15 protein-coding genes are annotated in these 15009 nt (G+C 54.0%); 8 read left to right on the forward strand and 7 right to left on the reverse strand.

Features of this window, described 5'->3' with window-relative positions:
- Positions 1–2 precede the first annotated feature (2 nt).
- Positions 3–1448, forward strand: a complete 1446-nt coding sequence (tldD, locus tag O3S68_RS13000; RefSeq protein ID WP_044489503.1) for a metalloprotease TldD — start codon at positions 3–5, stop codon at positions 1446–1448.
- A 39-nt stretch (positions 1449–1487) separates the two neighbouring features.
- Here tldD and aaeR read toward each other — a convergent pair whose 3' ends face one another.
- Positions 1488–2411, reverse strand: a complete 924-nt coding sequence (gene aaeR / locus O3S68_RS13005; protein WP_044489502.1) for an HTH-type transcriptional activator AaeR — start codon at positions 2409–2411, stop codon at positions 1488–1490.
- A 178-nt stretch (positions 2412–2589) separates the two neighbouring features.
- Here aaeR and aaeX point away from each other — a divergent pair, with 178 nt between their 5' ends.
- The 5 genes from aaeX to O3S68_RS13030 all read left to right on the forward strand — a co-directional run bounded on the left by aaeX (position 2590) and on the right by O3S68_RS13030 (position 7557).
- Entirely contained in the window at positions 2590–2793 is a 204-nt protein-coding gene (gene aaeX / locus O3S68_RS13010; protein ID WP_020455461.1) for a p-hydroxybenzoic acid efflux pump operon protein AaeX, read from the forward strand.
- 7 nt (positions 2794–2800) lie between these two features.
- Positions 2801–3733, forward strand: coding sequence for a p-hydroxybenzoic acid efflux pump subunit AaeA (gene aaeA / locus O3S68_RS13015; RefSeq protein WP_045512708.1), 933 nt, complete (start codon positions 2801–2803; stop codon positions 3731–3733).
- Between the two features lie 5 nt (positions 3734–3738).
- Positions 3739–5706: a p-hydroxybenzoic acid efflux pump subunit AaeB gene (aaeB, locus tag O3S68_RS13020; protein ID WP_020455459.1), complete on the forward strand. Its 1968-nt coding sequence runs from the start codon at positions 3739–3741 to the stop codon at positions 5704–5706.
- Positions 5707–5788: 82 nt separating this feature from the next.
- Positions 5789–7243 carry an NAD-dependent succinate-semialdehyde dehydrogenase gene (locus O3S68_RS13025; RefSeq protein ID WP_020455458.1) on the forward strand — a complete coding sequence of 485 codons (1455 nt, stop codon included), beginning with the start codon at positions 5789–5791 and terminating at the stop codon, positions 7241–7243.
- A 44-nt stretch (positions 7244–7287) separates the two neighbouring features.
- A complete protein-coding gene (locus O3S68_RS13030) occupies positions 7288–7557 on the forward strand; it encodes a barstar family protein (protein WP_017457300.1) in 270 nt (89 codons plus the stop codon).
- Between the two features lie 60 nt (positions 7558–7617).
- Here O3S68_RS13030 and yhcN (O3S68_RS13035) read toward each other — a convergent pair whose 3' ends face one another.
- The 3 genes from yhcN (O3S68_RS13035) to argR form a co-directional block, all read right to left on the reverse strand.
- Positions 7618–7881 (reverse strand): peroxide/acid stress response protein YhcN, encoded by a 264-nt coding sequence (gene yhcN, locus O3S68_RS13035; RefSeq protein ID WP_017457301.1) that lies wholly within the window; start codon positions 7879–7881, stop codon positions 7618–7620.
- 101 nt (positions 7882–7982) lie between these two features.
- Positions 7983–8246, reverse strand: coding sequence for a peroxide/acid stress response protein YhcN (gene yhcN / locus O3S68_RS13040; RefSeq protein WP_017457302.1), 264 nt, complete (start codon positions 8244–8246; stop codon positions 7983–7985).
- Between the two features lie 381 nt (positions 8247–8627).
- Complete coding sequence (gene argR / locus O3S68_RS13045; RefSeq protein ID WP_017457303.1) at positions 8628–9098, reverse strand: transcriptional regulator ArgR; 471 nt, start codon at positions 9096–9098, stop codon at positions 8628–8630.
- A 409-nt stretch (positions 9099–9507) separates the two neighbouring features.
- On the opposite strand from argR, the gene mdh reads away from it, so the two are divergent.
- Positions 9508–10446, forward strand: a complete 939-nt coding sequence (mdh, locus tag O3S68_RS13050; protein WP_020455457.1) for a malate dehydrogenase — start codon at positions 9508–9510, stop codon at positions 10444–10446.
- A gap of 66 nt (positions 10447–10512) precedes the next feature.
- Here mdh and degS read toward each other — a convergent pair whose 3' ends face one another.
- The 3 genes from degS to zapG form a co-directional block, all read right to left on the reverse strand.
- Positions 10513–11580, reverse strand: coding sequence for an outer membrane-stress sensor serine endopeptidase DegS (gene degS / locus O3S68_RS13055; RefSeq protein ID WP_020455456.1), 1068 nt, complete (start codon positions 11578–11580; stop codon positions 10513–10515).
- Positions 11581–11672: 92 nt separating this feature from the next.
- Positions 11673–13049, reverse strand: coding sequence for a serine endoprotease DegQ (gene degQ, locus O3S68_RS13060; protein ID WP_097405969.1), 1377 nt, complete (start codon positions 13047–13049; stop codon positions 11673–11675).
- 169 nt (positions 13050–13218) lie between these two features.
- A complete protein-coding gene (gene zapG / locus O3S68_RS13065; protein ID WP_017457307.1) occupies positions 13219–13617 on the reverse strand; it encodes a Z-ring associated protein ZapG in 399 nt (132 codons plus the stop codon).
- A 189-nt stretch (positions 13618–13806) separates the two neighbouring features.
- Between zapG and zapE the strand changes: the two genes are divergently transcribed.
- The gene (gene zapE, locus O3S68_RS13070) at positions 13807–14934 is read left to right on the forward strand and encodes a cell division protein ZapE (protein WP_269231700.1); all 1128 of its coding nucleotides are present in this window, start codon (positions 13807–13809) and stop codon (positions 14932–14934) included.
- Positions 14935–15009 lie beyond the last annotated feature (75 nt).

A 15009-nucleotide genomic window follows, 5' to 3' on the forward strand; every position in this document is an offset into this window, starting at 1 on the left:
TGATGAGTCTTAATCTGGTAAGTGAACAACTTCTGGCAGCGAACGGCCTGAGCCATCAGGATCTGTTTGCTATCCTCGGTCAACTGACCGCGCGTCGTCTTGATTACGGCGATCTCTATTTCCAGTCGAGCTATCACGAATCCTGGGTTTTAGAAGACAGCATCATTAAAGATGGTTCTTACAATATCGACCAGGGCGTGGGCGTGCGCGCCGTCAGCGGTGAGAAAACCGGTTTTGCGTATGCGGACCAAATCAGCCTGCTGGCGCTGGAACAGAGCGCGCAGGCTGCGCGTACCATCGTGCGGGAAGAGGGCGATGGCAAAGTGAAAACGCTGGGCGCGGTTGAGCATCAAAGCCTTTATACCAGCATCGATCCGCTGCAAAGCATGAGCCGGGAAGAGAAGCTCGATATTCTGCGTCGCGTGGATAAAACAGCGCGCGCGGCGGATAAACGCGTGCAGGAAGTGACCGCCAGCCTGACTGGCGTTTACGAACTCATTCTGGTGGCGGCGACCGATGGTACGCTGGCGGCGGACGTTCGCCCGCTGGTGCGGCTTTCCGTGAGCGTACAGGTTGAAGACGACGGCAAACGCGAGCGCGGCTCCAGCGGCGGCGGCGGTCGTTTTGGTTATGACTGGTTCTTGCAGGATGTGGATGGCGACGTTCGTGCGGATGCGTGGGCAAAAGAAGCCGTACGTATGGCGCTGGTAAATCTTTCTGCCGTTGCCGCGCCTGCGGGCACGCTGCCGGTGGTGCTGGGCGCGGGCTGGCCGGGCGTATTGCTGCACGAAGCGGTTGGACACGGGCTGGAAGGCGACTTCAACCGCCGTGGAACATCGGTATTTAGCGGCCAGATGGGGCAGCTGGTGGCCTCAGAACTCTGTACCGTTGTGGACGACGGCACCATCGCCGATCGTCGCGGTTCTGTGGCGATTGATGATGAAGGAACGCCGGGCCAGTATAACGTGCTTATCGAAAACGGCGTGTTGAAAGGCTATATGCAGGACAAACTCAACGCGCGTCTGATGGGCGTCAAGCCGACCGGTAACGGGCGTCGTGAATCTTACGCGCATCTGCCGATGCCGCGTATGACCAACACCTATATGCTGGCGGGCAAATCAACGCCGCAGGAGATTATCGAATCTGTCGACTACGGCATCTACGCCCCGAATTTTGGTGGCGGCCAGGTTGATATCACTTCCGGTAAATTCGTCTTCTCCACTTCTGAGGCGTACCTGATTGAAAAAGGTAAGGTCACCAAAGCGGTGAAAGGCGCAACGCTGATTGGCTCCGGTATCGAAGCGATGCAGCAGATCTCCATGGTGGGTAACGATCTGAAGCTGGATAATGGCGTTGGCGTCTGCGGCAAAGAGGGGCAGAGCCTGCCAGTGGGGGTGGGCCAACCGACGCTGAAAGTCGATAACCTGACCGTCGGCGGTACGGCTTAACGCTCTTCTCACCCTCTTCGCACGAAGAGGGTGACTCTCTCACACGCTGCGTCCCTGCATTCCCTGATACACCTTCGCCACTTCAATAAAATAATCCGTCAGATAGTTAATACACACCTGCACTTTTAGCGGCAGCTTATCTTTTTCGGTATAGAGCGCGTAAACCGGGCGCGGATCCGACTGGTAGCGCGGCAGCAGGATCTCAAGTTGACCGCTGTTGATCTCGTCGATCACCCACATTAACGGCACGAATGCGATCCCGGCGCCTGCCGTCAGCCAGCGCGTGAGCGTCATCGGATCGTTAGTGACAAAACGCCCTTGTGGGATTAATCGCGTGGCGATCCCTTCTGGTGCCACCAGCTCAAATTCGTTATCCGGACGCACGCTGTATTCCAGCCATGAGTGGTTAACCATATCCGCTGGCTTTTCAGGAATGCCGTACTGGGCGAGGTAACTTTTTGCCGCGCAAACCACCATTGGCATCGCCCCAAGGCGGCGGGAGAAGAGGCTGGAATCCTGCAATGCGCCGACGCGGATCACCAGATCCAGACCGTCAGCGATAAGATCCGGCGCCGGGATCCCCGTGACGAGATTTACCGACAAACCCGGATGCTCTTTGAGCATGTCGGCGGTCATTTTTGCCAGCACATTTTGCGCCATGGTTGAAGAACTGCCGATACGCAGCGTACCGATGGGGGTGTTGTTAAAGGCGTAAAGCTGCTCGTGAACATCCTGCACTTCATGCAGCATCCGGCGGCAACCCTGATAGTAAATCTTCCCCGCTTCGGTGAGGCCCAGACTGCGCGTGCTGCGGTTTAGCAGCTTTACCTGCAACTCATCTTCAAGTTTGGCGACGGTCTGGCTGATGGAGGAAACACTCATTTGTAGCTGTCGGGCAGCGGCGGTAAACGAACCTAATTCCACCACTTTGGCAAACACCGACATGCGTTTTAGTCGTTCCATTATTCACTCTGAGTTAAAAGTGATTTAGATCACATAATATAGATAACAGCATAACAGTTACGTTAATATACTATCTATTAAGAATATTCACGTCACTCTCGCCTGGCTCTCCTTGCCCTTACTCCTGCGGTGACGTTAGAACGAATTGTCACCTGCACGCTGTCTAATCAAGGTCAACATGAGTCTGTTTCCCGTCATCGTGGTGTTCGGTTTGTCGTTCCCACCGATTTTTGTCGAATTAATTTTATCACTGGCGATCTTCTGGCTGGTGCGCCGGATGCTGGTCCCCACCGGGATCTATGACTTTGTCTGGCACCCGGCGTTGTTTAACACTGCGCTGTATTGCTGCCTTTTTTACCTGCTGTCGCGCCTGTTTGTTTGAGGTAGAAGTGAAAACACTAACAAGAAATATCTCTCGCACCGCTATCACTATGGTGCTGGTGATCCTGGCGTTCATCGCGATTTTCCGCGCCTGGGTTTATTACACCGAATCGCCCTGGACGCGCGACGCGCGCTTTAGTGCCGACGTCGTCGCTATCGCGCCGGATGTCACTGGGCTTGTCACCGCCGTCAATGTGCATGACAACCAACTGGTGAAAGAGGGCCAGGTGCTGTTCACCATCGATCAACCGCGTTACCAAAAAGCGCTGGCGGAAGATGAAGCCGATGTCGCTTACTACGAAGCGCTGGTGGCGGAGAAACGCCGCGAAGCCGGGCGGCGTAATCAGTTAGGCGTACAGGCCATGTCGCGCGAAGAGATCGACCAGGCCAATAACACCCTGCAAACCGTGCTGCATCAGCTGGCCAAAGCCCAGGCGGCACGCGATCTGGCGAAGCTGGATCTGGAGCGTACGATCATTCGAGCACCGGCCGATGGTTGGGTCACGAACCTGAATGTGTATGCCGGTGAATTTATTACCCGGGGTTCCACCGCGGTGGCGCTGGTAAAACAACACACGTTCTACGTTCTGGCGTACATGGAAGAGACCAAGCTGGAAGGCGTGCGCCCGGGTTATCGCGCGGAGATCACCCCGCTTGGCAGCAACCTGGTATTGAAAGGGACGGTGGATAGCATCGCCGCAGGCGTCACGAACGCCAGCAGCAGCAATGACAGCAAAGGCATGGCGACCGTCGATTCTAACCTTGAATGGGTGCGGCTGGCGCAGCGTGTGCCGGTGCGCATTCGTCTCGACAAACAACAAGGCAACCTGTGGCCGGCGGGCACCACCGCGACGGTGGTGGTGACGGGTAAATCCGATCGTGATGAAAGCCAGGATTCGTTCTTTCGCAAAATGGCGCATCGCCTGCGTGAGCTGGGGTAATCGCTATGGGGCTGTTATCCATTGCCAGCCAGCATTTGCGTTTTGCTTTCAAGCTGGCCTTTGCCGTGGTGCTGGCACTGTTTGTTGGCTTTCACTTTCAGCTTGAAACCCCGCGCTGGGCGGTGTTAACCGCGGCGATTGTCGCGGCGGGACCCGCTTTTGCCGCCGGTGGCGAGCCCTATTCCGGGGCGATTCGCTACCGGGGGATGTTGCGTATTGTCGGCACCTTTATCGGCTGTATCGCCGGGCTGGCCATCATCATCATGCTGATCCGCACCCCGCTTCTGATGTTAATGGTGTGCTGTGTCTGGGCCGGGTTTTGTACCTGGGTCTCGTCGCTGGTGCGCGTTGAAAACTCTTACGCCTGGGGGCTGGCGGGTTATACCGCGTTAATTATTGTCGTCACCATTCAGACGGAACCACTGCTGGCACCGCAATTTGCCGTTGAGCGGTGCAGTGAAATCGTGGTGGGCATTCTCTGCGCGATTGTTGCCGATCTGCTCTTTTCCCCGCGCTCCGTCAAACAGGAAATTGACCGCGAGCTGGATAGCCTCCTGCTGGCGCACTATCAACTGATGCAGTTGTGTATCAAACATGGTGACAGCGAAGAGGTGGACAAAGCATGGGCTGCGCTGGTGCGCCGTACCACGGCACTTGAAGGGATGCGCAGCAATCTGAATATTGAGTCTTCCCGTTGGGGACGCGCTAACCGCCGCCTGAAAGTGATCAATACCCTGTCACTGACGCTCATCACCCAGGCGTGTGAAACCTATCTGATTCAGAACACCCGCCCGGAGCTTATCACCGACACGTTTCGCGAGCTGTTTGCCGAGCCGGTCGATAACGTGCAGGAGATGCACAAGCAGTTAAAAAGAATGCGCCGGGTCATTGCCTGGACCGGTGAGCGGGAAACGCCAGTTACTATTTATAGCTGGGTTGGTGCAGCGACCCGCTATCTGCTGCTAAAACGCGGTGTGATTGGCAACGCGAAAATCAGCGCTGTTGAAGAAGAGGTTCTGCAGGGCGAAGTGGTGGTGAAAGCAGAATCAGCCGAACGCCACCATGCGATGGTGAACTTCTGGCGCACCACGCTTTCTTGCATGCTGGGTACCTTGTTCTGGCTGTGGACCGGCTGGACATCCGGCAGCGGTTCGATGGTGATGATCGCGGTGGTCACGTCGCTGGCGATGCGTCTGCCCAACCCGAAAATGGTGGCGAAAGACTTCATTTACGGCATGTTATGGGCGCTGCCGATTGGTTCGTTTTATTACCTGGTTATCCTGCCATCGACGCAACAAAGCATGCTGCTGCTGTGTATTAGCCTGGCGGTACTGGCATTCTTTATTGGTATTGAAGTGCAAAAAAGGCGGCTGGGTTCAATGGCGACGCTGGCGGGCACCATTAATATTCTGGTGCTCGATAATCCGATGACCTTTAAATTCAGCCAGTTTCTTGATAACGCGCTGGGTCAGCTGGTTGGCGTGGTTCTGGCGATGGTCGTGCTTTTGCTGGTGCGCGATAACTCCCAGGCGCGCACCGGGCGCATGCTGTTGAACCAGTTTGTTTCCGCTGCTGTCTCGGCAATGACCACCAATACTGCGCGGCGCAAAGAGAACCATCTGCCCGCGCTGTATCAACAGCTTTTCTTGCTGCTGAATAAATTTCCTGGTGATATCGCGAAGTTTCGCCTCGCGCTGACGTTGATTATTGCGCATCAGCGCCTGCGGGATGCGCCGGTGCCGATTAATGATGATCTTTCGGCTTTTCATCGCCAGTTACGGCGTACGGCGTCACAAGTGATATCCGCAGGTAACGACACGAAACGTCGCCGTTACTTCACCCAGTTGCTGGAAGAACTGGATATCTACCAACACAAGCTACATCACTGGAACGCACCGCCGCAGGTTACCGAGCCGGTACACCGGCTAACAGGTATGTTGCACAAATATCAACATGCACTGACCAGCAGTTAATGCCAAACCGACGCCAAAAGCGTCGGTTTTTTTATAGCTATACTTTCCAGAAGTTTTTATAAACCGCAGATCGGGAGGACAAATGACAACGCAGTCACTGCAGGACAACGCGCTTTTTCAGACCGGCTATCTGGTTGATGGGGTCTGGAAAACGCTGGACACCACCTTTGACGTTCTGAATCCGGCTACGGGTGAAACTATCGCGAAAGTTGCCAAAGCAGGTAAGAAAGAGACAGAAGAAGCCATTGCCGCCGCAACGCGCGCTTTTCCCGCATGGCGGGCGAAAACCGCGAAAGAGCGTTCGACCATTTTGTACCGCTGGTATGAATTGATCATTGAAAACAAAAGCTGGCTGGGCAGATTGATGACCACTGAGCAGGGCAAACCATTGAAAGAAGCGGAAGGTGAAGTCGATTATGCCGCCAGCTTTATTCAGTGGTTTGCTGAGCAGGCGAAACGCGCAAACGGTGAAATTATCCCGCCCATTAAACCAGGCTCACGCATTCTGGCGACGCGAGAACCGATTGGCGTGGTGGCCGCGATTACACCGTGGAATTTCCCGATGGCGATGTTGACCCGCAAACTGGGGCCCGCGCTGGCGGCAGGCTGTACCGGCGTTATCAAACCGGCAAATAACACGCCGCTTAGCGCTTTTGCATTGCTGGCGCTGGCGAAAAAAGCCGGTGTGCCGGATGGCGTGCTGAATGCCGTTGCCGGGAACACGTCTGAAATCAGCGATGCCATTATGGCCAGCCAAGACGTGCGCAAAATCTCGTTCACCGGCTCGACGGCGGTGGGGAAAACGCTGGTGCGCAACGCGGCTGAAACCATGAAAAAAGTGTCGATGGAGCTGGGAGGGAATGCGCCTTATATCGTGTTTGAGGATGCTGACATTGACGCTGCGGTGCAGGGTGCTATCGCCAATAAATTCCGTAATGCGGGGCAGGTGTGCGTCAGCGTTAACCGCTTCTATATCCATGAATCTGTCTACGACACCTTTACGCAAAAACTGACAGAGGCAGTTAATGCATTAAAAGTGGGGAATGGTCTGGATGAAGGGGTGGTTGTCGGACCGCTGATTGAACGCGCTGCGGTGGATAAAGTGCGCGAGCACGTCGACGATGCCGTCGCCAAAGGGGCGAAAGTATTGGCCGGCGGTAAACCGCACAGCCTCGGCGGAAACTTCTGGCAGCCAACGGTGCTGGGTGATTGCAGCGATGGCATGAAACTGGCGCAGGAAGAGACGTTTGGTCCGGTAGCTGCCTGTTTCCGTTTCACCAGCGAAGAGGAGGTGGTGCAGCGCGCCAACGCAACACCGTTTGGTCTGGCCGCCTATTTCTATACGCAGAACCTGCAGCGGGTATTCCGCGTTTCGCAGGCGATCGAAAGCGGCATGATCGGCATTAACGAGTGCGCGGTATCAACGGAGCTGGGGCCGTTTGGCGGGGTGAAAGAATCCGGTCTCGGCCGGGAAGGTTCTGTGCTGGGGCTGGAAGAGTTTCTGGAAGTGAAAACTCTGCACCTTGGGGGATTGTAATCATGCGGGCGGCGTCTGCCGCCCTGTTGGGCTGATGGCGGAAAATGAATATCTACACTTTCGATTTTAAACATATTGACGATCAAAGTGCTTTCTACCGCGAGTTTAGCCGCCAGTTCGCTATTGAGCGCGAGAAAGTTCACGATCTGGATTCCCTGTGGGACACGGTGATGGATGGCGCGCTGCCTTTGCCGCTGGAAATTGAATTTATTCATCTGCCGGAAAAACAGCGCCGCCGTTTTGGGGCATTGATCCTGCTATTTGATGAAGCGGAAGAGGAGCTGGAAGGCGAGCTGCGGTTTAATGTGCGGTGAGCGAAGGCAAAAAAAGCCCCTGACAGACAGGGGCAAGTCGTCGGACAAGACGACGAGGGTTTATTTATACAGTTCAGCTGTAACGTGGGTGCTATCCCCCGTACGTGCTTCAATAATACGGTAGCTGCTCGCGCCAGCCTGATCGGCTTTAGCAGAGAGTTCCTGACGAATATCCATCGGGACGCCCGCTCTTTGGGAAATAGAAACACTGCCGATAGATTGCAGGTTGCTGGCTTGATCGCTGTTAACAAGCGTTGCGGCGCTCGCGCCGAAAGAGATCAGGGATGCAAGGCCAAGGGATGCGATGATGAGATTACGTTTCATTGTCTGTCTCCTTTAGAGAGGCTCAACGGCGAGAAGGATTGAACTGCTATTTTTGTGCCTGGTGCCGTTGAGGGACGAATACATAGGGTTATCGGTAAAACTTATTTGTACAGCTCTGCGGTTGCGTGCCACTGGTCGCCGCTACGTGCTTCAATAATGCGGTAAGCTGACGCACCTTGTTCTTCCGCTTTTTTGCTCAGTTGCGCGTTCATGTCCATCGGTGATGCGGTGACAGAACCGATAGAAACAGTACCCAGCGACTGGCGAGATTGCGCCTGTTCCGCGTTGATGGAATCCGCCGCGAAAGCGCCAAATGACAGGGCTGAAAGGATACTCAGTGTTGCAACGGTTGATTTGATATTCATGTCTCTTACCTCGTCGTATTCTTTTCTTTAAATTTTTCGGAGGGCCTTGTTTCGTGACCCTCATCACAAAATCAAGTATACACTAGTCACGCGAATAATTAATACCAAGCTAATTATAACTATGATGAATGGGAATATGATTTGTGGTTTTATATTGCTTAAAGGCATAAAAAACAGCATTCAGGTAAGAATTTAGTTAATGATAGTTAAGAAAATCATATGGATAGCTGAATTTGATTTTTTGTGCGGTGGTATACGCTGGGAAAGGGAGGTGAAACCATAAATCGCACTAACTGCTAAGTTAGCGGTAGGTGAAAAGTCGAATTGTGGAGCGAAAAGCCGAACATTCCCCCGCGAGCGAAGCCGGGGGAGAGATGTTAATTACAGTTCTTGTTCGAACAGTACCAGAATCGCTTCGTAGAGATCTTTCACCGTGAAGCCTTTGGCTGGTGTGGTGAAAATAGTGTCATCCCCGGCGATGGTACCAAGGATGCCTTCCGCTTTACCCAGAGAGTCCAGCAGACGCGCAATCAGCTGCGCAGCGCCGGGGCTGGTGTGGATCACCACGACGGCATCATTGTAATCGATATCCAGCACCAGGTTTTTCAGCGGGCTGGAGGTCGTGGGAACGCCCAGTTCGATTGGCAGGCAGTAAACCATTTCCATTTTCGCGTTGCGCGTGCGCACCGCGCCGAATTTGGTCAGCATGCGAGAGACTTTAGACTGATTGATATTGTCGAAGCCCTCTTCTTGCAGAGCCTGAACAATTTCTCCCTGAGAACTGAATTTCTCTTCTTTAAGAAGCGCCTTAAACGCTTTAACTAATTCTTCTTGTTTTGCCGAGCTTCGCATAAGTCACCCGTAATATGGCCGTGAAAACAACATTATTATGCATATTGATGAATTTTTATGCAAATATTCTCGCGAGGGAATTTCTGAAAACTGCTGAGAAGGCGCGAAGTTTATCAAATCCTGTGATGAAGCACAGCTACATGTGTCTTACGTCGCAAATAAGATTAAAAAGTAAATTAAATGTTATAAAGTTGATGTTATTTTGGTGAATATCGCAGCTATATTATAGACTCTGAGTGTTAGTTGCTTAGCTTGCCGATCTGACGGTCATATCCATCCTTATATAAGATCTTAACAGTGGGCTGCGCCGCACTATTTTGGCGCGTTTACTGTCATAATTACCAGGATGGATTAAGGTCGCCGCAACGGAGTAACAAAATATTTAGCTAACCATAATAAGGAGTTTAGGATGAAAGTCGCAGTCCTCGGCGCGGCCGGCGGTATCGGTCAAGCGCTCGCCCTACTACTGAAAACACAACTGCCTTCAGGTTCAGAACTCTCCCTGTATGATATTGCACCTGTAACCCCTGGGGTTGCCGTTGACCTCAGCCATATTCCTACCGCTGTAACCATTAAAGGCTTCTCCGGCGATGATGCGACGCCTGCGCTGGAAGGCGCCGATGTGGTGCTGATTTCCGCGGGTGTGGCGCGTAAACCGGGTATGGATCGCTCCGACCTGTTTAACGTCAACGCCGGTATCGTGAAAAACCTGGTCGCTCAGGTGGCGAAAACCGCGCCGAAAGCCTGTATTGGCATCATCACTAACCCGGTAAACACGACAGTCGCGATTGCCGCTGAAGTGCTGAAAAAAGCCGGTGTTTACGATAAGAACAAGCTGTTTGGCGTTACCACGCTGGACATCATCCGTTCCAACACCTTCGTGGCAGAGTTGAAAGGCAAACAGCCAACGGATATCGAAGTCCCGGTTATCGGTGGTCACTCTGGTGTAACAATCCTTCCGCTGCTGTCGCAAATCCCGGGCGTAAGCTTCAGCGAACAGGAAGTGGCCGATCTGACAAAACGCATTCAGAACGCCGGTACAGAAGTGGTCGAGGCGAAAGCGGGTGGCGGTTCAGCAACGCTTTCCATGGGCCAGGCCGCCGCACGTTTTGGTTTGTCGCTGGTGCGCGCGCTGCAGGGCGAGCAAGGCGTTGTTGAGTGCGCTTATGTGGAAGGTGACGGCGAATACGCGCGTTTCTTCTCGCAGCCGCTGCTGCTGGGCAAAAACGGTATCGAGGAGCGTCATGCTATCGGTAAGCTCAGCGCATTTGAACAGCAGTCGCTGGAAGGCATGCTGGATACGCTGAAAAAAGATATTCAGCTTGGTGTCGATTTCGTCAATCGTTAAGCCTTGTTGTCCTGCACGTGCAGGAAGAAAAAACCGGAGCCTGTTGCTCCGGTTTTTTTATGGCACTCAGTTGGTCGCCGGGTATTCCTGAATCGTGACCTTGAAGGTGAGTTTCTTGTCGTCGCGCATGACCTCGACCGGAATTTCAGACCCTGGCCGGATTTCCGCCACTTGATCCATGGTTTCGAGGGCGGAAACAGCCGGTTTTCCGTTCACCGAGGTGATCACATCATTGACCTGAATCCCCGCGCGTGCCGCCGGGCCATCCGGCGAGACTTCGTTAACGACAATCCCTTGGATCGGATCGATACCGCCGCCCTGAGTATGCAACGGCGCGATCTCCCGGCCGCCAATGCCAATATAGCCACGGATCACGCGGCCATCACGGATCAACTTATCCATGATTTTGGTTGCCAGCTGGAAGGGAATGGCGAATCCGATACCTTCCGGCGTTTCGCCGTCATTACTTTTATCAAACGACAGGGTGTTGATACCCATCAGTTCGCCCAGCGAATTCACCAGCGCGCCGCCGGAGTTACCGTGGTTAATGGATGCATCGGTCTGCAAAAAGTTTTGCCGCCCGCTGGGATTCAAACCAATACGACCTGTGGCGCTGATGATCCCCTGGGTCGTCGTTTGACCAAGGTTATACGGGTTGCCGATCGCCAGCACCACATCGCCGATATGCGGTGTGCGCTTTGTGTTGATGGGGATCACCGGCAGGCCGCCGTTCGCATTAATCTTCAATACCGCAAGATCAGTCAACGTATCCGAGCCCACCAGTAACGCCTCAAACACCCGACCATCCTGCAGCGCGACAATGATTTGGTCCGCATCGTTGATCACATGTTTGTTGGTGATGATATAGCCGCGTTGATCCATGATGACGCCGGAACCGAGCGTACGTATTTCGAGGCGATCATGGGTGGAGCTATTCAGGCTACGGTTATAGACGTTCACGACCGCAGGCGCTGCGCGACGAACTGCCGGGTTATAGCTGGCAGGCGTTTCATCGGCGCTGTCGATTTGCGGCGTCGCGAGCGGAATGTTTTTACGCAGCGAAGGCATGGCGGCGATGATCAGACCACCGACGACCAAACCGATTGCCACGGAACGTAAAAGCTTCACATACATGATGGGATAGTCATTAAAAGGAGAACGGCAGCAGCATAACATGAGTTATCCGGACATCACACGCAGGCGGTGATGTCCGGCGGCAGAATTACTTAGCGCAGCAGCAGATAGATACTGTCGTTGCCCCGCACGATATGCAGTGCCATAACGGAAGGTTTCGCTTCCAGCACTTTGCGCATTTCAGCAATCGACTGAACACGATCGCGGTTAACGCCAATGATTACATCATCTTTATGCAGGCCAGCCTGCGCGGCGGCGCTGCCTTTTTCCACATTACCAACGGTGATGCCTTTGGTGCCATCTTTCAGCTGACCATCGCTCAGCTCCGCGCCTTGCAGTGATGGAGAGATCAGTTCGGCGCTGGCGGAAGATGAGGTGCTTTTATCAAGCGTCACTTCAACATCCATTGGTTTGCCATCGCGTAACAGGCCTAACTTCACTTTGGCACCTGGTTCGGTGGTCGCAATGCGCGAACGCAGTTCGGCGAAGCTGCTCAGGGGCTTACCGTTCAGGCTAACAATCACATCACCCGATTTGATCCCTGCTTTCGCCGAACCCGAATTCGGCAGCACCTCACTGACAAATGCGCCGCGCTGCACGTTCAGGTTAAAGGCTTTGGCGATATCCGCGCTCATTTCGGTGCCTTTAATGCCCAGCAGACCGCGTTTGATTTCACCAAACTGAATCAACTGGCGGGAGAGGGTTTGCGCCATGTTACTTGGGATCGCGAAGCCGATGCCGACGCTACCGCCGCCCGGTGCGAGTATCGCCGTGTTAATGCCGATAAGTTCGCCGTTCAGGTTGAGCAGCGCGCCGCCGGAGTTGCCACGGTTAATGGAAGCATCGGTCTGGATAAAGTTTTCCAGCCCTTCAAGGTTCAGGCCGCTGCGACCGAGCGCAGAAACAATCCCGGACGTGGCGGTTTGCCCCAGGCCGAAGGGGTTGCCAACGGCAATAACGAAGTCGCCAACGCGCAGTTGATCGGAATCGGCGATGGCAATTTGCGTCAGATTGCTCGCATTTTGTAATTGCAGCAGCGCGATGTCGCTCTGGTCGTCCCCGCCAATCAATTTGGCTTCGAATTCGCGTCCGTCATTCAACTGCACATTGATTTTTTGTGCCTGGTTAATCACGTGGTTATTTGTCAGCACGTAACCTTTAGCGGCGTCGATAATCACCCCGGAGCCGAGACCTTCAAACGGCTGAGGCTGCTGCTGGGGTTGATCCGGCATCTCTTCGCCGAAATATTTTTTCAGCTCTTCAGGGACCTTCTGACCTTGTACCGCCGTGCCTTCTACCTGCACGCTAACAACCGCGGGCAGAACCTTTTCTAGCACCGGCGCGAGGCTGGGTAACGCTCCCTGCCCAGGGACTTGTGACGGCATTGCCGCAAGGGTCTGAAAGGGTGCCGAGAGAGTTAACCCGACACTTAACGCAAATGCACTCAACAGCTGGGTTTGTTTCTTCATTGATGCTGGCTCTCGTAACCTGAAGTGGAAGGAATGACGCCCCAAAACAGTTTGATGTTATTGAAATTTCAACCGGGTAACAATGAGGTGAATGACTAAATAATAGCTGCGATGCGCAAGAAGGGACGGGCGCAAGGAGCGCGCCCGTAAATATTTATGATGTGTTCGATTACTTACGGCTGGCGCCGCCGCGCAGCAGGCCGGAAGCACCTTCAGAATAGTCACGCGGGATCTGCACCGGTGCCTGATCGTTGCTGGCTTCAGATTCAGCCAGACGGTTGCGGAACGGGTTCTCTTCCGCAGACATTTCCGGCAGCAGGCTGGACGAACTTTTCGCCATATGCTGATAAAGCTGGCGGTAGTCGTGCGCCATGTTATCCAGCAGTTCAGCGCTGCGGGCAAAATGGCTTACCAGCTCTTCGCGATACTCTTCGAGTTCCGCTTTGTTTTTTTCCAGCTCATACTGCAAGGCCTGCTGTTGGCGCAATTTGCGGTTTCCGAAACGCATACCCACGGCACCAATAATAATGCCGACAACCAACCCAATTAGCGCATATTCCCAGGTCATGAACTTCTCCCGTTGTTTTTTGATTCCGTAGGGTGTGGGCTGCAAGCTCCTGCCTGCGCCTGATTGTGCCACTATAACCGCTAATCGTGCAGAAGTGGAATCCTGACGCAGCATCGCGTAGTGTAGAACGGCCTTTTTTTCGTCAACCCTGTGGGGGCGGATCGATTTTCCAGGAATAACAACAACACCATGCAGAGCCTTTCCCCAACATCGCGATATTTAAATGCCCTGAACGAGGGTAGCCATCAACCGGATGATGTGCAAAAAGAAGCCGTCTCACGGCTGGATGTCATTTACCAGGCATTAATTAGCCGCAGCGAACCCGCCGCGCCGCAACGTGGTGGCTTGATGGCGAAATTTAGCAAGCTGCTCGGCAAACGTGAGCCTAAAGAAGCCGCACCTGTACGTGGTCTCTATATGTGGGGCGGCGTCGGGCGGGGAAAAACCTGGCTGATGGACATGTTCTATCAAAGTCTGCCCGGCGAGCGTAAACAGCGTCTGCACTTTCACCGCTTTATGCTGCGCGTCCATGAAGAGCTGACCTCGCTACAGGGGCAAAGCGATCCGCTGGAAATCGTGGCCGACCGCTTTAAAGCCGAAACCGATGTGCTGTGCTTCGACGAGTTTTTTGTCTCGGATATCACGGACGCCATGCTGCTTGGCGGGCTGATGAAAGCGCTGTTCGCACGTGGTATCACGCTGGTGGCGACATCGAACATTCCGCCGGATGAACTGTACCGTAACGGTTTGCAGCGGGCGCGGTTTTTACCTGCGATTGACGCTATTAAGCAGTTTTGCGACGTCATGAATGTCGACGCGGGTGTGGACTACCGGCTGCGTACACTAACGCAGGCGCACCTGTGGTTAACGCCGTTAGATGCCAGTACCGCTCAGCAGATGGACAAATTGTGGCTGGCGTTGGCGGGCGCGGCACGACAAAACGCGCCGGAACTGGAGATTAATCATCGGCCATTGCCAACGCTGGGTGTGGAAAACCAGACGCTGGCGGTGTCATTTTCTACCCTCTGCGTGGATGCCCGCAGCCAGCATGACTACATTGCGCTTTCACGGCTCTTTCATACGGTTATGTTATTTGATGTGCCGGTGATGACGCCGCTGATGGAGAGCGAAGCGCGGCGGTTTATCGCGCTGGTGGATGAGTTCTACGAGCGTCACGTGAAGCTGGTGGTTAGCGCCGCGGCAGCGTTGCATGACATCTATCAGGGTGAGCGGCTGAAGTTTGAATTCCAGCGCTGTTTATCTCGCTTGCAAGAGATGCAGAGCGAAGAATATCTGAAACGCGCACATATGCCCTGATGCGGCCTTGCCTTCTTTTATTGCCAGAGGGCGACAAAACCTGCGTCAAATCACGAAAAGGGGTCGATCTTTGAC

The organism is Kosakonia sp. SOY2, from assembly GCF_027109175.1.
Taxonomy (GTDB): domain Bacteria; phylum Pseudomonadota; class Gammaproteobacteria; order Enterobacterales; family Enterobacteriaceae; genus Kosakonia.